Consider the following 23,432-nt stretch of genomic DNA (forward strand, 5'->3'; position numbering starts at 1 on the left):
TGTTTGTTATTACTCCTGAGTCTTATTGTTATCCCAATTCATCAATTCTTCTCTCAAAGTATCCAACAGCTGATCCTCCGGTACCTTCTTCACAATCTCGCCGCCTTTGATCAGAAGACCTACGCCTACACCACCTGCGATTCCGATATCTGCCTCTTTCGCTTCTCCTGGTCCATTTACCACGCAGCCCATAACGGCAACCTTAATGTCAAGAGGGATATCCTGCACCATAGTTTCAACTTTATTGGCAAGACCGATCAGATCGATCTGGGTACGGCCGCAGGTTGGACAGGAAACGACTTCCACGCCTCCTTTGCGGAGTCCAAGGGTTTTCAGAATACGTTTGGCGGATTTTACCTCCTCAAGAGGAGCACCGGTCAGGGAAACACGGATGGTGTCACCGATTCCCTGATATAAAATAATGCCAAGTCCCATAGCGGATTTGATATTACCGGAATAAAGGGTTCCCGCCTCTGTAATTCCCACGTGGAGCGGATAATTGGTCTGTTTTGCGATCAGCTCGTGAGCCTTGGCGCACATCATAACATCAGAAGATTTGATGCTGATCACCAGATTGCTGTACCCCAGTTCTTCGATAATATGCACCTTGTCAAGAGCACTTTCTACCAGGCCTTCTGCCGTAACACCGTGATATTTCTCCACCAGCTCTTTTTCCAGGGAACCGCTGTTTACCCCTACACGGATAGGAATATTACGCTCTTTTGCCACATCCACGACGGCTTTGATCCGCTCTGTGCTTCCAATATTTCCTGGATTGATGCGGATCTTGTCAGCACCGTTTTCCATGGCTGCAATGGCAAGACGGTAATCAAAATGAATGTCTGCTACCAGAGGAATGTGGATCTGCTTTTTGATCTCTTTCAGGGCTTTGGCAGCTTCCATGGTGGGTACGGCGCAGCGGATAATGTCGCAGCCTGCTGCTTCCAGGGCAAGGATCTGTTCTACAGTTGCCTGTACATCTTCTGTTTTTGTATTGGTCATGGACTGGATCAGGATAGGGTTCCCGCCTCCAATCTTTTTATTTCCTATCTGGATCACTTTGGTATGGTCTCTGTACATACGTAGTTCCTCACATTTCTTCTATATTTAAAGGGCACAAAAGGGATGTCTGTGACACCCCTGCTTTTTTCAATTTAATGCTGGATTTCCAACAATTTATTCTTCAAATCTTCTTCCATCTTGCGCATTTCCAGTTCTGCCTGGGCTCTCTTGGCGCGTCCCTCCTTCTGGATGTTCATAACGTCATCCAAAGTGGCGATCAGCTCCTGGTTGGTCTGCTTCAGGGTCTCAATGTCCACAATTCCACGCTCGGATTCCCTGGCGGTCTCTGTGGATGCAAGGTGAAGCGCCTCCGCATTCTTCTTCAGAAGCTCATTGGTCAGGTCTGTTACCTGGCGCTGGGCCTGGGCCGCTTCTGTGGAATGGGCGATTCCAAGTGCCAGCACCATCTGGCTCTTCCAAAGCGGAATGGTATTTACAATAGTTGTCTGGATTTTTTCCACCATAAGGGTATCATTGTTCTGAACCAGACGGATCTGCGGCGCTGTCTGCAGGGAAATGGTTCTGGTCAGTTCCAGATCATGAAGCTTCTTTTCAAAACGGTTGCATTTGCTGTCCAGATCTTTGGCTTCCTGGGCATCCTCTGGAAGTCCGCTGGCTGCTGCCTTGGCTTCCAGGTCTTTTAACCTGCCTTCCCGTACCTCCTGCAGCTTTTGTTTTCCAGCAAGAATGTACATGGTAAGTTCTTTATAATAGTTCAGATTCTGGGCATACATTTTCTCCAGAACTGCGGAGTCCTTCATAAGACGCATCTGATGATCCTGAAGAGAGGTTGTGATCTTCTGCACATTTACCTCTGCCTTGGCATAACGGTTCTTCATGTTCTCGATCTTATTTCCCTGTTTCTTGAAAAATCCAAGAAAACCTTTCTCTTCCTCAGCGGCGTCGAAATCCCGGAGTTCCCCCACAACCTGGGTGATCAGGTCTCCTACTTCACCAAGATCCTGTGTGCGGACATTTTCAAGAGCGGCGTCGGAAAAATCAGCCATTTTCTTCTGGGTTCCGGCACCGTACTGAAGGATCTGGCTGGTATTCTCAATGTCGATCTTCTTAGCAAAGCTGTCTACCATCTGCTGCTCTTCCGGGGAAAGAACGGTCTGCTCCATCTCCTTTTTCACAGCTTCTACCTCCGGCTGTACGGTCACCTCTGCCTTCGGCTCATCCAGAACCGGCTCCAATGTCAGTGTAGGTGTGTTATCTTCAAAACCTGTAAATTCGTTTCCCATAGCATCCTCCTTGTGTATAGGTCTGCCAGGATTTACCAGCAGACATTCGTTGTTTCGTAACTGCTGAATGTATTCGTAATCCAGGCTTACGCCCGGCAATCTACTAAACTTGTTTGTTTTTTCCAGCTTCTCTTCTCATGCGGGTAAGCTCATCTTCCGTCAGCCCTTCCTGTGCCAGAACTGTATTCAGCACAGAAATGTCACTGGATACATCTATGGCAGTATCCTCAAATATGGAATCCAGAAGCTTCTCAAAAGCCACATTCAGGGTATCGATAGTCTCCTCAATTTCTTTCTTGGAGGAAGTAATATTCTCTCCCTGAACCGGCTGACTGTCCATCTCTTCATAAGCATTCAGAAGTTTCACGGTCATTGGAAGATAATAATCCATAAGACGGTTCAGATCCGGAATGACCTCCGGGTGTGCCTTGGCCCGTTCAAAAATCTTCGCTATGATCAGTTCCATGCGGGAGATTTTTCTGGAAATCTCTTCTCCTGGAATGGCATCATTGCTACGGCGGATCTTGTAAAGGAATTCGTTTCCCTTGTCCAGAACCTGCTGCACTTCCGGGGAAAGCTTCGCTCTCTCATCTGCCTCCATCCGCGCCCGGGTGTCTGCCTCTTCACGCAGTCTATTTTCCTGGCGATTTCTTTCCTCTGCCTGCTGACGAAGCACTGCCTCCTGGCGGTCTCTTTCTTCTAACTGCTTCTGGGTGCTTACGTACTGGTCATAGGTTTCATTGCTTGTGATCAGGCAGGTCTCCTGTTTATCAACATGTCCCTGCAAAAACCAGCCTTTGCTGATCATACGTTTGATATCTTTTTTTACAAATTTCACCGGCTTTCCAACGGCCTGGGCCAGTTGCTGGAAATTACAGTAGGTATGGCAGCCAAGAGCCTTAATGTATTTGCTGCGGCGGCTTAAACTGGTAAGGCTGGTACAGCCCTGGCTGAGAAGGACTCCACTAGCAGCCGTAAATACAGCTAATACAGCAGAAAGTCCAAGCATACCACTGTTACCAAAACCTGCTCCAATTCCACCAACCACCATTGTGGCAATTCCAAAGGTTCCGGTAAAAATCCCACCAAACACAGTCTTCAGAATCCCTTTTACCTTAATCCCATTGGCCGGGGAATACAGCGCCAGATTTGTATTTTGTCCAGCAGCATCTTGTCTGCCGGAGCCAAAGTTCTGTGAATTCCCATTCCGTGAATTCTTCCCTTTCGCGCCAGCATATCCCTGATAACCAGTTCCCTGTCCATTCCCATCCTTCTGAAAATCCCAGGACCGGTTCTTCCTGTAATCATAAGAGCCGCCGCTGCGGTAATTGGTGTATTTCCCACTTCCCACCGTATTGTTCAGAGCATCCCGAAGGGCGTCACTTCCATTATCAATGGCCTTATTCAGCGTCTGGTTAATACTCTGGCTCAGCTTCTGGTAATTTTTCTCATTTATCGCACTGTCGATGATGTCCTGGATCTTGTCTCCAAGCTCATCAAATTCGTTATATCCCATCTTTTCCTCCGGATATTTTATTTCATAACGCCTGTTTTATTATTATACAAAAATCCCCTTCAAAAAACAAGACAACATAAAATATAAACACATTATCCTTTTTCGTCATCTTTTTCACAGGAAAATCACGGAAATTTCTACTTTTCCCATTGAATTTCACACTTAAAAGTTTTACAATAGTAAAAACGTCGTGGATTCATATTCAGAATCTACCCCAAGAAACCACGCTAGGAGGAAATTGTTATGGAGAAAAAAGACATCGACTGGGGCAACCTGGGCTTTGGCTATGTAAAAACAGATTACCGTTATGTATCTAATTATAAAGACGGCAAATGGGATGAGGGAGGCCTTACCACAGATGATACCGTTACCATCAGTGAATGTGCAGGCGTTCTTCAGTATGCACAGACTGTTTTTGAAGGTATGAAAGCATACACTACAGAAGACGGGCGTATCGTTACTTTCCGTCCTGACCTGAACGGTGAGCGTATGGAGCATTCCGCAGCAAGACTGGAGATGCCGGTATTCCCGAAAGACCGTTTTGTTGACGCAGTTGTTCAGACAATTAAAGCAAATGCAGCATATGTTCCGCCATATGGTTCTGGTGCTACTTTATATGTACGTCCGTACATGTTCGGAAGCGATGCTGTTATCGGTGTAAAACCAGCTAACGAGTATCAGTTCCGTGTATTTACCACACCTGTTGGACCATACTTCAAGGGCGGCGCTAAGCCGATCACAATCCGTGTCAGCGACTTCGACCGTGCTGCACCCAACGGTACCGGTCATATCAAAGCTGGTCTGAACTACGCAATGAGCCTTCACGCAATCGTTGATGCCCATAAGAACGGCTTCGATGAGAACATGTATCTTGATTCCAGGACACGTACCAAAGTTGAAGAGACAGGCGGCGCAAACTTCCTGTTCGTAACAAAAGACGGCAAGGTTGTTACTCCAAAGTCAGACAGCATCCTTCCATCCATCACACGTCGTTCCCTGATCTATGTTGCTAAGGAATACCTTGGACTTGAGGCAGAGGAAAGAGAAGTATACTTCGACGAAGTGAAAGATTTCGCAGAATGCGGTCTTTGCGGTACAGCTGCTGTTATCTCTCCTGTTGGAAAGATCTTTGACCACGGCAAAGAGATCTGCTTCCCAAGCGGCATGAACGAGATGGGACCGATCACCAGGAAACTTTATGAGACACTTACCGGAATCCAGATGGGCCGTATCCAGGCTCCAGAGGGATGGCTGAAGGTTATCGAATAATTTTTCTAAAATTCACATTTTTCGTGTCTTTTTGATATGAATATTACACAGCACATAATAGAGCTCCGGCATAGCGAAAATGCCGGAGCTTTTTATATATCTGCCCAGCCTGCGTGCAGGATTTTCCGCCTGCGGCTGGCCGCTTCCAGCGGCATCTTACGTTCCGCTGCGGTACAAGCCTGTCCGGTAGGGCTTTTTGTGTAATAGGAAATTCCTACAGAATTTCCTATATAAAAAATCAGCTCCACCACAATGGCAGAACTGACTTTTTAGAAAACATTTTATGTTTTCCCAATTATTTATTTCTCTCATATCTCACAAACTTATATTCCAGGTCGAAATAAGTCTGTTCTTCGCTCTCGGCTGCTACATGCCATTCCGGGTCTTCATCCAGATTTGGGAAATAGCTGTCTGCGATGTAAGCGAAATCAATCTTGGTAACCTGAGCCACGTCACAATACGGAAGAAGCTGTTTGTAAATGGTGTCACCGCCAATGCAGTATACATCTTCTGCCGGATATTTCTTCAGTTCTTCCATCAGTTCTTCAATAGAATGAACGATAATAGCATCTTTCACTTTATAGTTCTGGTTTCTGGTAAGAACGATATTGGTGCGGTTTTTCAACGGAAGTCCTCCTGGAAAGCTTTCCAGAGTTTTTCTTCCCATCACACACACCTTGCCGGTGGTCTCCTGGCGGAACATTTTCATATCTGCCGGGATACTTACCAGAAGCTTATTGTCTTTTCCAATTCCCCAGTTTTTGTCTGCCGCTACGATAATTTTCATTTTTATATTCTCCTTTACACGGTGCATGAATTCACGCTATCCAAGCTTAAATATATGCTGTATTGGCATATATCTCCGAAAACATCAATCAATTTATAATACCCACCGCTTAATATTCCCTACATAAACTGTTGCCAAAACATTACTTCTCATTTACTCCATACTCAGATTGCGATAGGAATATTCTTAATCTGCGGCCAGGTCTGGTAATTCTCCACGATCAGGTCATCTGTGGTAAAATCGTAGAAATTCTTCACATCCGGGTTCAGTTTCACAGTCGGTGCCGGATATGGGGTTCTGGAAATCAGCTCCTTGATAACCGGAACATGTCTGTCATAAATATGGCAGTCTGCGATTACATGCACCAACTCACCTGCTTCCATGTCACAGCACTGTGCGATCATCATCAACAGCAGGGAATACTGGCATACATTCCAGTTATTAGCCGCCAGGATATCCTGGGAGCGCTGGTTCAAAATGGCATTTAAGGTCAGCTTGTCCTTTCCAGGCTCCTTTGTTACATTGAAGGTCATAGAGTAAGCACATGGGTAAAGATTCATCTCATGAAGATCTTCATGCACATAAATATTGGTCATAATACGGCGGCTGTATGGATTATTTTTCAGATCATAAAGAACACGGTCCACCTGATCCATCATGCCTTCTTTGTACTGATGCTTCACACCCAGCTGATAACCATACGCTTTTCCAATGGAGCCATCCTCGTCGGCCCAGCTGTCCCAGATATGGCTGTGAAGGTCATGAATGTTGTTTGATTTCTTCTGCCAGATCCAGAGAATCTCATCCATGGCGCTTTTTAATGCAGTCTTACGAAGGGTCAGCGCTGGAAATTCCTTTCTCAGATCATAACGGTTCACAACACCAAAACGTTTGATCGTATAAGCAGAAGTGCCATCCTCCCACACCGGACGGACTTTCTCCCCTTCTGTACTGGTTCCGTTCTCAATTACGTCTTTACACATATCTATAAAAATATAATCAGCTAAACTCATACCTGTCCTTTTCCTCCTGGTCTCCATTGTGCGTTCTTTATAGCAGCACGATACCCGTCTGCCAGAGCCTCTCCCCATCAGGTATCCCGCTGCTTTTCATACTTCAACAATTTTAGCATAGATTCCTGTAAATAACAAGTTCTTTGCTCTCCTGTCTCCCTCCTGGTTGCTCTGGTTTTGTTGTTTTTTCAAGGCCTTGTCAAATCACCTTTTTCTTTACAATCTCATTTTCCCATGTTATAGTAAACCCCATGAAGAAAATTTTAATCCATTTACTGAAACCTCTTTCTTTTCTTCCTGCAATTGTGATGATGTATGTGATCTATTCATTTTCAGCCCAGACAGGGGAGGTGTCCGGGGCCTTAAGCTATGAGGTCAGCTACCAGATTGTAGAAACCAAGAATGAAGTTCTAAACGAAAACAAATCTTATGATGAGCTTGCTTATTCTGCAAGTTCCATTGAATTTTATGTCCGAAAGGCAGCTCACATGACAGAGTATTGTCTGCTGGCCATTGCCATTTCTTTTCCTCTCTATGTCTATGGCGTAAGAGGAATCTGGCTGATCCTGCTGGCAGGGGTGATCTGCGTGGGCTTCGCCGGATTTGACGAATACCACCAATCCTTTGTGTCAGACCGCGGTCCTTCTGTGAGAGATGTAGGAATCGACAGCATCGGTGTTACTGTTGGAATCCTGCTGGTACAGGCATTCTGCTGGTCCACCCTACATAACCCAAGTGGGAAACGTCGGCGCAGAAAAAGGCGCTAAACAAGGAGCCAAAACATGCTCCGCGAGTTTTACCCGCTATCGCGGCAGTTGCCAAGGTCTCATGCAAGCATGGACTTTGGCTCGTCGCTCGCGTAAATTTAAAACAGGCTTCCGGATCGTTTTCATCTGGAAGTCTGTTTTTATATACTTATATGAATTTTATTCCTTTTCATCCTCATTTGCATCCCCAAGCTGGTTCACCAGGTTGGCACGCTCTGCAATAGACATCTTTTTTCCCTGGAACGGACTGCTCTGCGCAGCGGCTGTTTTCTGAGCTTCCCCTGCTTCTGGCTCTGTTCCAGAAAGCTGTGATTCACCCCCAGCCTCCTGTTCCTTCTTTGCCTTGCTCAGCTTCATGCTGTTTCTAAGTCCGCTTACCACAAACACCACGCCCAGCACAATAAACACAATTCCAGCCACCATAAATCCCGGACTGCTGCCTTCTGTTCTTTTTATCACATCCTGACAAAGCGAAACGCCAAGATAAGCCACGTAAACGCCTGCCAGGATCATGATCAGATAGGTTCGCATAGGAACTCCGCTTTTGGGATTCTCCCCACCAGCTTTTTCCTCGGAAGCAGCTGCACTTATATTCTCGTTTCTCTCCCCCTCAGGGCTCTTGTTCTCGAAATCTTCCATCCTTCATCCTCCGTTCTTTTTCCGCAGTTTCTTCTATCAGGAAACCGCAAACTGGCTCTCATACAGGTTCGCATAGAAGCCCTTCTTCGCCAGCAGTTCCTCATGCCTGCCCTGCTCAATAATATTTCCATCCTTCATAACCAGGATCAAATCTGCCTCCCGAATGGTGGAAAGACGATGTGCAACAATAAAACTGGTTCTTCCCTCCATCAGCTCTGCAAAAGCCTTCTGGACCTTCACTTCTGTACGGGTATCAATAGAGGATGTGGCCTCGTCCAGGATCAGCATAGCCGGGTGCATCAGCATAACCCTTGCAATACAAAGGAGCTGCTTCTGTCCCTGGGAAATATTTCCGCCGCCCTCTGAGATCAAGGTATTGTAGCCGTTTGGCATACGCTTGATAAAGCTGTGGGCATGTGCATGCTTAGCAGCCTCCATAACCTCTTCCAAAGTCGCATCTGGCTTTCCGTACGCAATATTCTCACGGATGGTTCCCGCCTTCAGCCAGGTCTCCTGAAGCACCATACCAAAGTTTCGTCTCAGACTGTCACGAGTCAGTTCTCTTACCGGATAACCGCTTATCTTGATCTGTCCCTTATCCACATCATAGAATCTCATAAGCAGGTTGATCATAGTGGTCTTACCACATCCCGTCGGTCCTACAATGGCAATTCGCTGTCCAGGTTTTACGTCAATGGAAATATCGGTAAGCAGCGGAACCTCTTTTCTGTAGGAGAAAGAAACATTCTCCACACTTACACGGCCGTCCGCTTTTTCCAGTTCTACAGCGCCTGAAGCATCTGGCTCCTGTACAGGTGTATCAATAAAGTCAAACAGACGTTTCGCGCAGGCCAACGCATTCTCAAGCTCTGTGATAACGCCTGAAATCTCATTGAAAGGCTTGGTATACTGGTTGGCATAGTTCAGAAAACTGGTCAGCTGTCCCACCGTCATGCCGCCCTTAATTACCGTAAATGCACCAAAAATTCCAACTGCAGTGTAAACAAGACCATTAACAAAACGTGTAGACGGGTTTGTAATAGAGGAAAAGAAAATGGCCTTAATTCCGCATACCCGAAGCTCTTCATTTACTTTTCCAAAACGCGCATTTGCCCTCTCCTCATAGGAAAAAGCCTGCACAATCTTCTGATTTCCAACAAGCTCCTCCACGATAGAGGTCATCTCAGCCCTCTTCTCAGACTGCTCCTGGAACATACGGAAGGTTCTGCTTGCAATAAAGCTTGCCACAAACAGGGAGATCGGGGTAAGTAAAATAACGATCACCGCGATCTTCACACTGATGGAAAGCATAAATCCAATGGTTCCAAAGATGGTCAGAACACCGGTAAACAGCTGGGTAAAGCCCATAAGAAGACCATCTGAAAACTGGCTCACATCGGAAACAATTCGGCTTAAAATATCTCCTGGCTGGTTGGCATCAATATAAGATACTGGCACCTCCTGAAGATGGGCAAAAGCCTGGCTTCGTACATCCTGTACCACACTGTAGGTAACCTGGTTGGTAAGAAGGTTCATCACCCACTGGGAAACTGCATTTCCCACAACGATCACAGCCAGAGTACCAAGCACCTTCAAAAGTCCGGCTACATTTACATTTCCAGGCCCTACGATATTGTCCACACCGTTACCAATGAGAATTGGTGTATACAAAATAAATGCAACGGTGACAAGCGCTGTAAGAAGCATAATGATAATTTTTGCTTTGTAAGGGCTGATAAATTTCAGCACTCTTTTCATGGTATCTTTATTCTTTCCCATCAGCGGTTCACCTCCTGTTCGGAAAGCTGTGACAGACAGATTTCTCTGTAGACCTCACAGGATTCCATAAGTTCTTTGTGGGTTCCCACACCAACCAGCTCCCCATCGTCCAGGACCAGGATCTTGTCTGCCTGCTTGATGGAGGTTGCTCGCTGGGAAACAATAAACACCGTCATTCCTTTGGTCTGCTCATGAATAGCATGACGAAGAGCTGCATCTGTGGCAAAGTCAAGAGCAGAAGCACTGTCATCCATGATCAGGATCTCAGGATCTCCCACCAGTGCCCTTGCTATGGTAAGGCGCTGGCGCTGTCCTCCGGAAAGATTGGAACCTCCCTGGCTTACCATGGTATTTAAGCCTTCCGGCTTGCTGTTTACAAAATCCCTTGCCTGTGCAATGGAAAGAGCACGCTGGATTTCTTCCTCTGTAGCATCCTCTTTGCCCCACTTCATATTGTCGCGGATGGTCCCCTTAAACAGAACCGCCTGCTGGGGTACCATGCCAACCTTTTTACGAAGCTGTGAAAACGGATATTCTTTTGCATTATTTCCATCAATTACCACATTACCGGAAGTCACATCATAGAAACGTGGGATCAGGTTCACCAGAGTAGATTTACCACATCCTGTACCGCCGATGATACCGATGGTCTCACCTGGCTTTGCAGTAAAGGAAATATGGGAAAGTGCCGGCTCCTGGCTGCCTGCATAGGTAAAGCTCACATCCTCAAAGGCAACTCTTGCAGCATTCTTTCGCTCTGCCTGAACACTGCTGCCCTCGTCCGTGAGAGACGGCTGTGTATCCAGAACCTCGTTCAGACGCACACCGGAAGCCATGGCCTTTGTCACAGCTACGATCAGGTTTGCAAGGGCGATCAGTGCGATCAGAATCTGGTTCATATAGTTTACAAGGGCAACCACTTCACCCTGTGTAAGAATGCCCACAGACACTTCCCTGCTTCCATACCAGAGAATTCCAATAATGGCAAAGTTCATGATAACTGTAGTGGCCGGATTCAGAAGTGCGGAAATTTTTCCCGCTCTTACCTGCACCTTGGTGTAAGCATCATTTACTTCTGAAAATTCTTTATATTCTTCCTGCTGTCTTCCAAAGGCTCTTACCACTCTGGTACCCACATGGTTCTCTCTGGTGATTAGGGAAATCTTATCCAGGGAGGACTGGGCCTTTTTGTAAATCGGCACTGTTGTACGCATAATTCCGTAAATTACAATCGAAATCACCGGAACTGCGATCAGGAAGATCAGACCGATCTTCACATCAATGGTAAAGGACATGATCACCGCACCCACAACAATAAAAGGGGAACGAAGGAACAGACGCAATACCATGTTCACACCGGTCTGGGCCTGGTTCACGTCATTGGTGATCCTGGTCACAAGGGTAGGAGTTCCAAGCATATCCAGCTCTCTGTAGGAAAGCTTGCTAATATGGGAAAATAACTCTTTACGAAGGGCGGTACTGAATCCCATGGCTGCCTTCGCGGAGAAATACTGTGCTGTCAGGGAACATACAAGACCGATCGCTCCAAGCAGTACCATGATCACGCACTGATGCCAGATATAGGCATTGTCCTGATTCTTAATGCCGATATCCATGATTCTTGCTACAACCAGAGGCACGATCAGCTCAAAGGTGGCCTCCAGCATTTTGAACAAAGGAGCCAGAAAGCTTTCTTTCTCATAGCCTTTCAAAAATTTAATCAATCTTTTCATTTTCTTCTACTGCTCCTGAATTCGTCCGTATAACCGGGTCATGGCGTAAATTCTCTGAATGATCTCATCCGTAAACTGACCTCTTGTAAGACGCCATTTCCAGTTGTCTCCCAGTGTGGAAGGCATATTCATTCTGGCCTCGTTTCCAAGGCAGAGATAGTCCTGCAAAGGTACGACGCAGACTTCCGCTACAGATGACTGCGCAGACCGGATCAGACCCCAGACACACTCATCTGTGTCTTTTCCCTCACAGGCTGTATACTGATTCACATACTCCCTGTTGGACTGGGTAAGGTTTCCAAACCAGCCCTTTGTAGTCTCATTGTCATGAGTTCCAGTGTATACAATACAGTTCTTGTCATAGCGGAAAGGAAGATATACGCTCTCACCGCTTTCATCAAAGGCAAATTGAAGTACCTTCATACCGGGATAACCAGACTTGGCCAAAAGCTCCCTGACGCTGTCTGTAAGGAATCCCAGATCCTCTGCGATCACATCCAGATTATTAATATTCTCCTCCAGAACCTTGAACAGTTCTATTCCCGGTCCTTTCTCCCACTTTCCGTTCTTGGCAGTCCTGTCCCCATAAGGAACTGCCCAGTACTCGTCAAAGCCACGGAAATGATCGATCCGGACCTTATCATACAGCTTCATGCAGTGTGTCATGCGAAGAATCCACCAGCTATAGCCGGTTTTCTTATGATATTCCCAATTATACAGCGGATTTCCCCACAGCTGTCCAGTTGCGGAAAAAGCGTCTGGCGGGCATCCTGCCACCGCTACCGGAGTTGCCTCCTGGTCGAACTGGAACAGATCCGGGTTCGCCCATGCATCTGCACCGTCAAAAGCCACATAAATGGGAAGATCACCGATGATCTTAATGTCCCTGTCATTTGCATATTTCTTCAGCTGGCTCCACTGGCGGTAGAACCAGAACTGCTGAAATGCATAGAAGCTGATGTCCTCCTTCAGTTCCTTTCCCACCTTTTCAAGTGCCTCAGGCTTACGTGTCTTTAAGTCTTCCGGCCACTCATTCCAGGCGATTCCCTCCAGGCTGTCCTTCACAGCCATATACAGGCAATAGTCTGCAAGCCAGAAGTCCTGTTCCTTCTCAAAGGCTTCCATCTCCTCATGGATCAGCTGAAGCTCTTTGTTCGTTCCATCCATCTGGTAAAAACGTCTGTAAGCCTTTCGAAGAAGGGAAAATCTGGAAAGATAAACCTTCTCATAGTCCACATAGCTCTTGCTTCCGCCCCAGTCACAGTCTGCGCATTCTGCTGCTGTAAGAAGGTCTCTCTGGATAAATTCTTCCAGATCAATGAAATAGGGATTTCCTGCAAAGGTGGAAAAAGACTGGTAAGGGGAATCCCCGTATCCGGTCGGTCCAAGTGGCAGGATCTGCCAGTATTTCTGTCCCGCCTGTGCGAGTTGATCTACAAAAGCGTAAGCTTCTTTAGAAAAGCATCCGATTCCATAGTTGGAAGGGATGCTGGATATAGGCAATAAAATACCGCTGGCTCTCATCATATATTCCTCCTGTCTATTACTGCCCACCACTTACAGCACCACCCCTACAATGCACAAAGATCATGCTTTACATGATTTCCCACCGGGCTTTTGGTGCGCAGTAATATATTTTGGTATTATAACTATTATCCGTTTATTATACTGCCTTCATACATAATCGGTCAACAAGATAAAATACACTTCTAAAAAAACAGGCACCCGGAAAAATTCCGAATGCCTGTCTTTCCCTTGGGCATCACATTTATGTACTGCCCAAAAGCTTCTATTCTTTTACCTGGATTATTTCTTGCTTGTGTAACCGAAGAAGAAGTATCCAAGTGGTGTGTAGTACATACCGTCAATGTCTGGATTGAGCATGTATGGCTGTGTATAGAAATAGATCGGAGCAAGTACGCTGTCCTGTCCAATGAGGATATCCTCAGCTTCGTGGAATGCTTTCATACGCTCTTCTGGATCAGAAGTAGCTTTTGCTGCATCGATGGCTGCATCATAGTCTGGGTTGGAGTACTGAGCGTCGTTGTTGCCGCCGTCTGTGTACCACATATCCAGGAATGAGCAAGGATCATTGTAGTCTGCGATCCAGCCGTTACGGGCAATCTGGAAGTTACCATCTTTTCTGTTCTGAAGGAATACGTTCCAATCCTGGTTATTCAGGTTAACTGTTACGCCAAGCTCTGTCTGCCACATGTTCTGAAGAGCCTCACCGATCTTCTTGTGGTTATCAGCTGTGTTGTACAGATACTCTACAGTCGGGAAGCCTTCGCCGTTCGGATAACCAGCGTCTGCAAGAAGCTGACGGGCCTCTTCGCAGTTAGCCTCATAATCCTCATCGGAAATGCTGTAGTAAGAACCGCCTACTGTACGGAAGTCATCACTACCAGCACCAGCTGCATCATTTACACCGTTCGGTACATATCCGTCAGCCGGAACCTCACCAGCCTGAGAAACGTTCTCTACGATGTAGTTACGGTCGATTACAAGTGAGAATGCTTTACGGATGTTAGGGTCAGAGAAAACTTCGTCCTCTGTGTTGAAGCATACATAGTAGGTTCCAAGGTAGTCACCAATCTCAAGCTCGCCAGAAGCAAGGTAGGTCGGGATCTCGTCTACAGGAAGGTTCTCGATGAAATCAAGCTCGCCGTTGTTGTAACCTTTAAGCATTGCATTGTTGTCATCAAGAAGTGTAAACTTGATGGTATCCGGTCCAAGGTTCTCATAGTCATAGTAGTTCTCATTCTTCTCCATGGAGATGTAAGCGTTGTGAGACCACTCTGTCATTTTGTATGGTCCATTACCAATGTAGGTGCTTGGATCAAATGTCCAGTTGTCACTGCTCTCTACCATATCCTGACGAACTGGGAAGGTTGCCGGGAATGCCATGATTTCTTCGAAATATGGGCAGTCATAGGTAAGGTCGATCTGAAGAGTCTGATCATCAACTGCTGTGATTCCAAGAGTGCTTGGATCGGCGCTTCCATCAGCAACTGCGTCATATCCTTTTACCATGTCGATCATGTAGCAGTAATCTGCTGCTGTCTCAGGATTTGCAAGACGCTGCCATGCATAAACAAAGTCACCAGCTGTTACAGCCTGTCCATCAGACCATTTGATACCATCACGAAGTTTGATGGTGTAAGTAACTGTACCATCTTCGTTCTCTGCTTTTTCCCAGGACTCAGCCTGTCCAGGAGCTGTGACAGCATTTCCTTCGCCATCATTTACCCATTTCGCAAGACCTTCGAACATGTGGTTGCACATGATAGCTCCGTCAACTGCAGAATTCAGTGCAGGGTCGATTGTCTGTGGTTCAGATGCGATACAAAGATTCAGATTGAATCCCTCGTCAGATGCTGTATCCTCAGCGAATACAGGAGTAGCTGCCATGCTTACTACCATAGCTGCAGTCAGTGCCATAGACATAAACTTTCTTCTCATTACTTTTCCTCCTTTATGCTTTTTGCGCCGCATGAGAGATGAGAACCGACGCTTGTATTAATCAGTTCTTACATGAAGAACGTAATACCGAATGGATATGTCTGCTTACGCAGACATTACTATGAAAGTCAGCTATTCCGCGTCTCTGGCGCTCCCACAGCTGCTGCCCGCATATCCATGAACCCACTCATGCAAACATGGCTCATTCATGGCTTCCGTACGGGACCTTCATAGTATTTACTTGTCCAGTAAATGACAAGCTGCCCAGTGACCTGGCTCATGCTCTCTGAACACAGGAGCTGCCTGGCTGCACTTTTCAGTGGCATATGGACATCTGGTGTGGAAACGGCATCCGCTTGGCGGATTCATAGGACTTGGCACGTCGCCTTCCAGGATAATACGCTTTCTTGTCCGGCTCAGCTTTGGATCGGGAACCGGAACTGCGGAAAGCAGGGTCTGTGTATAAGGATGGATCGGATGTCTGTTCAGCTCATAGCTCTCTCCTAACTCTACAAGGGAACCAAGATACATAACACCGATTCTGTTTGAAATATGACGGACAACGGAAAGGTCATGGGCAATAAACAGATAAGTCAGCCCCATCTGCTCCTGCATGTCCTCCAGCATGTTTACCACCTGTGACTGGATGGAAACATCCAGCGCGGAAATGGGCTCGTCACAGACAATGAACTCCGGTTTTACTGCAAGGGCGCGGGCAATACCAACACGCTGCTGCTGACCGCCGGAAAACTCATGTGGATAACGGTTTGCATGCTCTGTATTTAATCCAACCTGCGCCAGCAGTTCTTTGATCATGTCCGCGCGATCCTTCTTGTTGGCCGCAAGCTTGTGGATATCAATGGCCTCACCAATGATCTCGCCAACTGTCATACGAGGATCCAGGGAAGCGGACGGATCCTGGAAAATGATCTGCATTTTTCTTCTGTAAGGAAGCATTTTAGCAGCTTTGGCTTTTCCAAGAGGTTTGCCGTCTTTATCCAGAGGATTGTCGTAAATGGTCTCACCATCATAGATGATCTTTCCACCGGTTGGCTCGTAAAGACGAAGGATCGTTCTTCCAAGTGTGGTCTTTCCACAACCGGACTCTCCAACAAGACCAAGTGTCTCACCCTTTTTAATATAGAGGGAAACATCCTGTACCGCCTGTACGCCTGGTCCCTTTACGCCATTGATTGGAAAATATTTTCGTAAATTCTCAATTTCGAGAAGCTTCTTTTCTTCTGCCATTTATTTCTCCTCCTTGTTCATAAGCTCCTGAACACGAAGCCAGCAGGCGGAACGATGTTTCTCGCCCACTTCCACGTAAGGAGGCATTTTCTTCAGACAGATCTTCATGCAATGCTCACAGCGGGGAGCAAATGGACATCCTTCCGGCGGATTCAGCATATCAACCGGGGTTCCCTCAATGGGGATCAGTCTCTCATAGCTCTCAGCGTCAACACGGGGCATGGAACGAAGAAGACCTTTTGTATATGGATGTGCAGGCTCGTAGAAAATGTCATCTACTGGTCCCTGCTCCACAATCTTACCTGCATACATAACCGAAACCTTGTCACAGATATCAGCCACAACTCCAAGATTGTGTGTAATGAAAATGATTCCCATTCCGGTCTTTTTCTGAAGATCTTTCATCAGGTCAAGAATCTGGGCCTGAATGGTAACGTCAAGAGCTGTGGTAGGCTCATCTGCGATCAGAAGCTGTGGATGGCAGATCAGTCCCATGGCGATCATAACACGCTGTCTCATACCGCCAGAAAACTCGTGTGGATACTGCTTCATACGCTTCTCCACATTGTTGATCCCAACCATCTCCATCATTTCCATGGCACGCTTCTGGGCCTCTTCCTTTCTGATCTTCCTGTCATGGGCACGAAGAGCCTCCACCAGCTGATTTCCGATGGTGTAAACCGGATTCAGGCAGGTCATAGGGTTCTGGAAGATCATGGCTACTTTGTTTCCACGGAATGCAGTCATCTCTTCCTTGGAAAAAGAAAGGACATCTTTTCCCTCGAAGGTAATGGAACCTCCGATTACTTTACCTGGGGACTGAAGAAGCCCCATAATAGAATATGCTTCCTGGCTCTTTCCAGAACCGGATTCTCCAACAACTCCCATAACTTCGCCATAATCAAGGTCATAGGAGATACCGCCAACGGCTTTTACCTCGCCGGCCGGGGTAAAGAAGGAGACTTTCAGGTCTTTTACTTCCAGTAATTTATTTTTCTGTTCAGACATTGTTCTCCTCCTCTCTTATTTCTTCAGCTTTGGATCAAGAGCATCGCGAAGTCCATCGCCAAACAGGTTGAATGCAAGGATCATAATACTCAGGATCACGGAAGGTACGATCAGTCTGTAAGTATAAGTGTACATACCGCTAAGTGCGTCTGTTGCCATGGAGCCAAGGCTTGGAAGAGGTGCAGAAACACCAACGCCAAGGTAGGATAAGAAGGACTCCAGGAAAATAGCAGACGGAATCTGCAGGCAGGTGGTAACAACGATCTGTCCGATACAGTTTGGAAGCAGATGACGACGGATGATCCTGCCGCCAGATGCACCAAGTGCTCTTGCTGCGGTTACATATTCCTGCTGTTTCAGCTGAAGTACCTGACCACGGATAATACGGCTCATAGTAACCCAGTATAACAGACCAAATGCGATAAACATGGAAATCAGGTTCGGTCCAAGTACATTGACAAAGGACTTCAGCGGACTAGTTCCAGATGAGTTTACATAGTCGGTAAGGATTGGCTTCAATGCAGTTGCAATAAGAAGAACAACCAGCATCTCCGGAACTGCATAGATCAGCTCTACAATACGCTGCATCACTGCGTCAACCCTGCCGCCGCAGTAACCGGAAATAGCACCATAAAGGGCACCGATCACAAGTACCAGAATGGCTGCAAACACACCAACGGACATAGATACACGGGCACCATACATAACACGGACCAGAATGTCACGGCCATACATATCAGTACCAAATACATGTGGAAAAACTTTTTCCCCATTTGCCTTACGCTCAAGCTCTGCCTGGGAATATCCAAAAATGTGCTTCTTGATTCCAAGCTCCTTGCGGATGGAATCCTCATCTACATTCTGCTCCTCAGAAGACTCTTCGGAAGGTTTTGCAGCAACTTTTGCTTTTGCCCGGATAACAGCTTCATCTTTCTTGGTGAATTTCTCGCCATTTTTCTCAGCTTCTTCTTTCGCCTGGGCGATCATTTCGTCTACATCTACTACATCAGACTGGGTTCTTGCAGCGATTTCATCATTGACACGCTGTGTGTCCTCCAGGGTGTAGTGATATGGGTAAAGGTTCTCAGCACCTTTGTTAAATTCATCATAGCCATATGGAATCAGAACTGGTCCCACAAAGGCAAATAAGAACAGAAATACGATCACACCAAGTGCAACCATAGCCACTGCATTTTTCTTTAATCTTCTCCAGGCATCCTTCCAATAGGAAACGCTCTGGCGGTCCTGAATGAAATCATCCTTCTCCTGTCTGGATGCAGATGTGAAATCATCCGGACTTAAATCCTGAAGGAGATTCTCTATATCCGGCTGAAGACTAACCGGACATTTCTTGATCTTCTTATCTTCTGCCACGATCATTCTCCTCCTTTCGTAAGGCTGATTCTCGGGTCAGCAACCTTATACAGGAGGTCTACAACCAGGTTCATCAGGATAATAAATGCTGCCAGGAAAATAGTAGTTCCCATAATAACCGGATAATCACGGTTCTGGATGGACTGTACGAAGTAACGTCCAAGTCCCGGAATAGAGAACACACTCTCTACAACGAAACCACCGCAAAGGGTAAAGGCCACCTGCGGTCCTAAGTATGTAATAACTGGAATCAACGCATTTCTAAGGGCATGCTTGAAAATAATCTTTTTGTTTTTCAGACCTTTGGCGCGGGCTGTTTTAATGTACTCCTGGCTTAAGGAATCCAGCATGGCAGAACGTGTCTGACGTGCGGTATAGCACATTGGGTAAAAGCCCAGGGCAAAGCATGGCAACACATAGGCACGCCATCCCTGCGACGGGTCGAAAATAGACGGAAACAGATTCAGGGCGTTGTTTCCAGTCAGGGTTACCAGAAGGACAGATGCCACAACGAAGCTTGGCATGGAGATTCCAAGTGTACAGATCACACGAAGAATGCTGTCTGTCAGTTTGCCTCGCTTAAATGCGGCAAGACATCCAAGAGGTACACCTACCAGGATCGCCCACGCAAGTGCAAGTGCACCTACCTTGGCAGATACCGGGAACATATCCACGATAATGTCAAGAACTGCACGGTTCTTCTGCATCTTAAGTGATACACCGAAGTCACCGTGAAGAATATTTTTCAGATACATAAACAGCTGTACATAGACCGGCTTGTCCAGTCCATATTTGGCATTCAGCGCTGCAAGTGTGGACTCGGAAGGTGTTTTCTCACTGAGCCAGGGGCTTCCCGGTACAGCATTCATCAGCAGGAAGGTAAGACAGGCTACCAGAAAGATAGTCAGAATCGCCATTCCAAGTCTTTTTGCAAAGTACTTTCCCATTTTTCCTCCTTATTTTGTCTGGCTGAAAACTTTTATTTCTGTTTCCTTTATGGAATGCTGCCAGAAACAGCATGCCCCTATCAGGATGATTTCTGACCAGAGTTCATTTTTATAATACGTGAGAAAAATTATAGCATTTTGCAGTGCTTTATTCAAGTAACATTTTAAACTTTAGAACAGTGACAGTGCATTTTTTTAAGCTTGTACCATTTTTAAGTGATATCACCCTATATTTTTGTATATTTTGTACAAAGACATTTGTTTGTTTCACAAATGCAGACAGGTTTCCCACCGACAGCAGCAGAACAGGTTATCACAGCAGCTGCCAAGGCTCCTGCAGGCACGTACTTTGGCTCGTTGCACGCAAAATAAAAGAAGGACACCATCTTGGCATCCTTCTCTCTCAATTCTTACCAGTTCTCCTTTTGCTTCGTCCGGCTCCGTGTCCTTCCCACAGCTCATAAGAAAAGCCACGCACAGAAGAACCAGCAGCAAAATCCAGCCTCTTTTTCTCATACGGAATCTCCATTTCGCACCACATCCAGATTTCAAGTCACAAATTTTCCACCTGCAGCTCTTCAATATGCATTATTTCCCTGCCTTTTCACAATAACAGCTTCAAAAATATGCGCCGCAGTTAATAATGATGATGTCAGTATGTACAAAATGAAACAATTTATACCTGGCATGCTGCTTTTTCTCAGAAGCCTTTCTTCTTTATATAGAAGGCAATGTCGTGATAAACCTTCTTCCGGTCTGTCTCATTGAGAATTTCGTGGCGCATTCCCGGATACAGCTTGCCTTTTACATCCACATAACCGGCGTGGCGCATATCCTGCACTGCTTTTGCGAAATGGCGTACATTGATCATGCAGGGATCATCGGATCCGCTGACAAAGAGTACCGGCATTTTCGGCTTGGTGCAGTGCCAGTGCTTCACATCATAGGCGCGCTTCATCAGTTCAAATAGTGCCAGATAGCCGTCATCTGTGAAGGTAAATCCACACAGCTCTGAATCCGAATATTCCTGGGCTGCCGCCTTGTTTGCACAGATCCAGGAGGTACAATTTTTATCCTTGCGGAAGCGCATCACATTTCCGGCGAAGGAAAGTGTCTCGATAACTTTGCTCTTGTGGGTTGGTCCAAACACCGCACTTTCCATATGGGCGACTACCTCTCCAAGAGGTCTTGCCGTATTCTTACTTGGGGAACCACAGATGATCAGCATATCCATACAGTCATCATGCTCTCTTGCAAAAGCACGTACAGCCAGAGATCCCATGCTGTGCCCGAATAGGATCAGCGGCAGGTCCGGAAGCTGCTGGTGCATTTCCCGGTTCACCGCTTCAATATCCTTGAGGATGGCGTCTGCTCCGCCGCCATACATATAGCCCAGATCATCCATGGCCCGCACACTTTTTCCATGACCGCGGTGATCGTGGATCACACATACATAGCCTTTTTTTGCCATGTATTCCATAAAGGGAAGATAGCGTTCCTTGTATTCGCTCATTCCATGCACGAGCTGCAGGATTCCCCGGTACGGTATCTCATCCGGAACCACTGCCAAAACGGAAATATCAAGGCCATCCGCCTCTGATTCTATATAAGCTTCGTATTTTGCACTCATAGTTTTTTCCGCCTTTCTGCTTTTTTCTTATTGTAACATATCCTGTCGTTGCCCGTAAATAGACACTATTCATGACCTGACCAATCTCTTTGTTACTGGTCACGGAGTGAACCGTAATACTTTCTTTTGCTTTCCCAGTGCTTCCCAGACGTAAATGCTTTGACACTCTCCCTGGAGTATACTATAATAAAAAATGATGTCACCAATTTTATATTCTAAACATAAAGATTACAGACACCTGGTACAGTACAACCAAACTTATAATATCATAGACATCATAAAATTAATCAAGGAGGAACCATGGAAAAAAAACAATTAAATACACCAGAGGAGCAGCCCGTTCCAAAGAAGAAAAAGAAAGGCAAAGCCGGACGAATTCTACTCCTGCTTGTTCTCCTTCTCGCTATAGTCGCAGGCGCAGGCTACTATTTCTATGAGCGCAGCCAGCCAGCCAGGGAATTGGACAATTATCTTGCAGCCATTCAGAATCTTGATTTTACTTCAATGGAAAGCATGCTCCAGAGTGGCGATCTGTCTGCCCTTGACAACGCAGATGTGCGAAATGCCACTTATGAAAGCTTCTTCAAATCCATCAATGCCAAGATGACCTGGAAGATCACCAAAACCAGTTTCAATTTTCAGGCAGGCACAGCTGAGGTTACAGCGCGGATCCGCTACGTGGACGGCTCTGACATTTACCGGGAAACCGTCACAGAATTCCTTCGCCAGATCGTTTCCAGCGCATTTTCCGGAGAAAGCCTTACCGAACAGGAGACACAGGACAAGCTTGCTTCTATTTTAAATGAAAAAGCAGCCAGCCTGGAGGATAAATTCAGCGAGACAGATATTATCTATCCTATGATTAAGGTAAACGGCCAGTGGAAGATCACCGCTCTTGACGCGGAAACCGTGAAGATCATGTCAGCCAATTTCAAAAGCGTGGAAGAAGAGATCAGCCAGACATTGGCTGCTTCCGATTCTTCTGCCGACAATGCCACTGGAACAGCTGATCCCAGTGTCCAGGCTCCAGCATCCTCCGACGGCACCATTGATCTTACTAACGAACGTTTTTCCATTCATTATACACGGAACGTCGTTTCCACAGATTTTGGCGGTGAGCCTTGTCTTCTGGTTTATTACGATTACACCAACAATGGAGAAAGCGCCTCAAGTGCTATGGTAGACGTAAATCTTACAGCTTACCAGAACGGAGCTTCTCTGGAAGCAGCCATTCCCTCCAGCAGTGATGATGCCATTGATACCTTTATGAAAGAGATCCAGCCAGGTGAGACCGTGAACGTTTGTCAGGCATTTTCCCTTAAGGATATGAGCCCTGTTACTTTACAGGCAGCTGACGCATTCGGACTGGATACCGGAATTACCGCTTCCCAGACATTGAATTTGCAATAAACAGATAAGAAATACGCGAAAATCCAATTTCCGGTTTTCGCGTATTTTTTTGCATAATTTTGAAGCAGAAAGAAACACTATAGATACGAAAGGATGGTGACTTATGGGAAATAAATTTTTGAATTGTTTCTGTCTGACACTTACACTCATTGGTGCAGTTAACTGGGGATTGATCGGATTCTTTAATTTTAATCTGGTTGCCCTGATTTTCGGAAGCATGAGCTGGATCTCCAGGATCATCTATGCACTAGTTGGACTCAGCGGCCTGTATCTGCTCAGTTTCTATGGTACGATCTGTTCCGCCGAAGACAATGCATAAAAGGAGCTTCTTTTCTGTAACATAACCGATCACGACAGGACAGCTTGCTCATACTCTCTTTTTAGAGCCTGATAAGCGCAGTTTTCAAAGACTGTTCTTACCAGGCTTTTTAATTTACGTTCTATCCCGTTTATACAAAAAAAGAACCAGGAAATAACCTCCTGATTCTTAAGAGCGATAGACGGGGCTCGAACCCGCGGTCTCGACCTTGGCAAGGTCGCGCGT

At 46.3% G+C, this 23,432-nt stretch carries 20 protein-coding genes; 4 read left to right on the plus strand and 16 right to left on the minus strand.

Features of this window, described 5'->3' with window-relative positions; genetic code table 11:
* Positions 1-9: 9 nt before the first annotated feature.
* The 3 genes from ispG to LIQ05_RS10365 form a co-directional block, all read right to left on the minus strand.
* Positions 10-1,080: a flavodoxin-dependent (E)-4-hydroxy-3-methylbut-2-enyl-diphosphate synthase gene (gene ispG / locus LIQ05_RS10355; RefSeq protein ID WP_226820461.1), complete on the minus strand. Its 1,071-nt coding sequence runs from the start codon at positions 1,078-1,080 to the stop codon at positions 10-12.
* A 74-nt stretch (positions 1,081-1,154) separates the two neighbouring features.
* Entirely contained in the window at positions 1,155-2,306 is a 1,152-nt protein-coding gene (locus LIQ05_RS10360; RefSeq protein WP_226820462.1) for a toxic anion resistance protein, read from the minus strand.
* 103 nt (positions 2,307-2,409) lie between these two features.
* Entirely contained in the window at positions 2,410-3,822 is a 1,413-nt protein-coding gene (locus LIQ05_RS10365) for a 5-bromo-4-chloroindolyl phosphate hydrolysis family protein (RefSeq protein WP_226820463.1), read from the minus strand.
* Between the two features lie 243 nt (positions 3,823-4,065).
* Between LIQ05_RS10365 and LIQ05_RS10370 the strand changes: the two genes are divergently transcribed.
* Positions 4,066-5,091, plus strand: coding sequence for a branched-chain amino acid aminotransferase (locus tag LIQ05_RS10370; RefSeq protein ID WP_226820464.1), 1,026 nt, complete (start codon positions 4,066-4,068; stop codon positions 5,089-5,091).
* Between the two features lie 295 nt (positions 5,092-5,386).
* Here LIQ05_RS10370 and LIQ05_RS10375 read toward each other — a convergent pair whose 3' ends face one another.
* The gene (locus tag LIQ05_RS10375) at positions 5,387-5,878 is read right to left on the minus strand and encodes a dihydrofolate reductase (RefSeq protein ID WP_226820465.1); all 492 of its coding nucleotides are present in this window, start codon (positions 5,876-5,878) and stop codon (positions 5,387-5,389) included.
* Positions 5,879-6,042: 164 nt separating this feature from the next.
* Positions 6,043-6,891, minus strand: a complete 849-nt coding sequence (gene thyA / locus LIQ05_RS10380) for a thymidylate synthase (RefSeq protein ID WP_226820466.1) — start codon at positions 6,889-6,891, stop codon at positions 6,043-6,045.
* A 251-nt stretch (positions 6,892-7,142) separates the two neighbouring features.
* On the opposite strand from thyA, the gene LIQ05_RS10385 reads away from it, so the two are divergent.
* Positions 7,143-7,658, plus strand: coding sequence for a VanZ family protein (locus tag LIQ05_RS10385; protein WP_226820467.1), 516 nt, complete (start codon positions 7,143-7,145; stop codon positions 7,656-7,658).
* Between the two features lie 159 nt (positions 7,659-7,817).
* Here the strand turns inward: LIQ05_RS10385 and LIQ05_RS10390 are convergent, their stop codons facing one another.
* The 11 genes from LIQ05_RS10390 to LIQ05_RS10440 form a co-directional block, all read right to left on the minus strand.
* On the minus strand, positions 7,818-8,297 hold the full coding sequence (locus LIQ05_RS10390; protein ID WP_226820468.1) for a hypothetical protein: 480 nt from the start codon (positions 8,295-8,297) through the stop codon (positions 7,818-7,820).
* Between the two features lie 36 nt (positions 8,298-8,333).
* Entirely contained in the window at positions 8,334-10,076 is a 1,743-nt protein-coding gene (locus LIQ05_RS10395; protein WP_226820469.1) for an ABC transporter ATP-binding protein, read from the minus strand.
* Positions 10,076-11,809, minus strand: a complete 1,734-nt coding sequence (locus tag LIQ05_RS10400) for an ABC transporter ATP-binding protein (protein WP_226820470.1) — start codon at positions 11,807-11,809, stop codon at positions 10,076-10,078. Before LIQ05_RS10400 ends, LIQ05_RS10395 begins: the two co-directional genes overlap by 1 nt.
* Positions 11,810-11,815: 6 nt before the next feature.
* Positions 11,816-13,333, minus strand: a complete 1,518-nt coding sequence (gene malQ, locus LIQ05_RS10405; protein WP_226820484.1) for a 4-alpha-glucanotransferase — start codon at positions 13,331-13,333, stop codon at positions 11,816-11,818.
* 282 nt (positions 13,334-13,615) lie between these two features.
* Positions 13,616-15,271, minus strand: a complete 1,656-nt coding sequence (locus LIQ05_RS10410) for a peptide ABC transporter substrate-binding protein (RefSeq protein WP_226820471.1) — start codon at positions 15,269-15,271, stop codon at positions 13,616-13,618.
* Between the two features lie 237 nt (positions 15,272-15,508).
* Positions 15,509-16,519: an ABC transporter ATP-binding protein gene (locus tag LIQ05_RS10415; protein ID WP_226820472.1), complete on the minus strand. Its 1,011-nt coding sequence runs from the start codon at positions 16,517-16,519 to the stop codon at positions 15,509-15,511.
* Positions 16,520-17,527: an ABC transporter ATP-binding protein gene (locus LIQ05_RS10420; protein ID WP_226820473.1), complete on the minus strand. Its 1,008-nt coding sequence runs from the start codon at positions 17,525-17,527 to the stop codon at positions 16,520-16,522.
* Between the two features lie 15 nt (positions 17,528-17,542).
* Positions 17,543-18,901 carry an ABC transporter permease gene (locus tag LIQ05_RS10425; protein ID WP_226820474.1) on the minus strand — a complete coding sequence of 453 codons (1,359 nt, stop codon included), beginning with the start codon at positions 18,899-18,901 and terminating at the stop codon, positions 17,543-17,545.
* A 2-nt stretch (positions 18,902-18,903) separates the two neighbouring features.
* On the minus strand, positions 18,904-19,848 hold the full coding sequence (locus tag LIQ05_RS10430) for an ABC transporter permease (protein ID WP_226820475.1): 945 nt from the start codon (positions 19,846-19,848) through the stop codon (positions 18,904-18,906).
* A gap of 267 nt (positions 19,849-20,115) precedes the next feature.
* The gene (locus LIQ05_RS10435; protein WP_226820476.1) at positions 20,116-20,364 is read right to left on the minus strand and encodes a hypothetical protein; all 249 of its coding nucleotides are present in this window, start codon (positions 20,362-20,364) and stop codon (positions 20,116-20,118) included.
* Positions 20,365-20,548: 184 nt separating this feature from the next.
* On the minus strand, positions 20,549-21,478 hold the full coding sequence (locus LIQ05_RS10440) for an alpha/beta fold hydrolase (RefSeq protein WP_226820477.1): 930 nt from the start codon (positions 21,476-21,478) through the stop codon (positions 20,549-20,551).
* A 300-nt stretch (positions 21,479-21,778) separates the two neighbouring features.
* On the opposite strand from LIQ05_RS10440, the gene LIQ05_RS10445 reads away from it, so the two are divergent.
* Positions 21,779-22,888: a DUF5067 domain-containing protein gene (locus tag LIQ05_RS10445; protein WP_226820478.1), complete on the plus strand. Its 1,110-nt coding sequence runs from the start codon at positions 21,779-21,781 to the stop codon at positions 22,886-22,888.
* Between the two features lie 103 nt (positions 22,889-22,991).
* Positions 22,992-23,207: a DUF378 domain-containing protein gene (locus LIQ05_RS10450; RefSeq protein ID WP_226820479.1), complete on the plus strand. Its 216-nt coding sequence runs from the start codon at positions 22,992-22,994 to the stop codon at positions 23,205-23,207.
* Positions 23,208-23,432 lie beyond the last annotated feature (225 nt).

Source organism: Blautia glucerasea, from assembly GCF_020537505.1.
Lineage (GTDB): Bacteria > Bacillota > Clostridia > Lachnospirales > Lachnospiraceae > Blautia_A.

Coding starts and splice junctions, on each gene's coding strand:
- ispG (WP_226820461.1), bottom strand. CDS start 1,080: ATGTACAGAGACCATACCAAAGTGATCCAGATAGGAAATAAAAAGATT.
- LIQ05_RS10360 (WP_226820462.1), bottom strand. CDS start 2,306: ATGGGAAACGAATTTACAGGTTTTGAAGATAACACACCTACACTGACA.
- LIQ05_RS10365 (WP_226820463.1), bottom strand. CDS start 3,822: ATGGGATATAACGAATTTGATGAGCTTGGAGACAAGATCCAGGACATC.
- LIQ05_RS10370 (WP_226820464.1), top strand. CDS start 4,066: ATGGAGAAAAAAGACATCGACTGGGGCAACCTGGGCTTTGGCTATGTA.
- LIQ05_RS10375 (WP_226820465.1), bottom strand. CDS start 5,878: ATGAAAATTATCGTAGCGGCAGACAAAAACTGGGGAATTGGAAAAGAC.
- thyA (WP_226820466.1), bottom strand. CDS start 6,891: ATGAGTTTAGCTGATTATATTTTTATAGATATGTGTAAAGACGTAATT.
- LIQ05_RS10385 (WP_226820467.1), top strand. CDS start 7,143: ATGAAGAAAATTTTAATCCATTTACTGAAACCTCTTTCTTTTCTTCCT.
- LIQ05_RS10390 (WP_226820468.1), bottom strand. CDS start 8,297: ATGGAAGATTTCGAGAACAAGAGCCCTGAGGGGGAGAGAAACGAGAAT.
- LIQ05_RS10395 (WP_226820469.1), bottom strand. CDS start 10,076: ATGGGAAAGAATAAAGATACCATGAAAAGAGTGCTGAAATTTATCAGC.
- LIQ05_RS10400 (WP_226820470.1), bottom strand. CDS start 11,809: ATGAAAAGATTGATTAAATTTTTGAAAGGCTATGAGAAAGAAAGCTTT.
- malQ (WP_226820484.1), bottom strand. CDS start 13,333: ATGAGAGCCAGCGGTATTTTATTGCCTATATCCAGCATCCCTTCCAAC.
- LIQ05_RS10410 (WP_226820471.1), bottom strand. CDS start 15,271: ATGAGAAGAAAGTTTATGTCTATGGCACTGACTGCAGCTATGGTAGTA.
- LIQ05_RS10415 (WP_226820472.1), bottom strand. CDS start 16,519: ATGGCAGAAGAAAAGAAGCTTCTCGAAATTGAGAATTTACGAAAATAT.
- LIQ05_RS10420 (WP_226820473.1), bottom strand. CDS start 17,527: ATGTCTGAACAGAAAAATAAATTACTGGAAGTAAAAGACCTGAAAGTC.
- LIQ05_RS10430 (WP_226820475.1), bottom strand. CDS start 19,848: ATGGGAAAGTACTTTGCAAAAAGACTTGGAATGGCGATTCTGACTATC.
- LIQ05_RS10435 (WP_226820476.1), bottom strand. CDS start 20,364: ATGAGAAAAAGAGGCTGGATTTTGCTGCTGGTTCTTCTGTGCGTGGCT.
- LIQ05_RS10440 (WP_226820477.1), bottom strand. CDS start 21,478: ATGAGTGCAAAATACGAAGCTTATATAGAATCAGAGGCGGATGGCCTT.
- LIQ05_RS10445 (WP_226820478.1), top strand. CDS start 21,779: ATGGAAAAAAAACAATTAAATACACCAGAGGAGCAGCCCGTTCCAAAG.
- LIQ05_RS10450 (WP_226820479.1), top strand. CDS start 22,992: ATGGGAAATAAATTTTTGAATTGTTTCTGTCTGACACTTACACTCATT.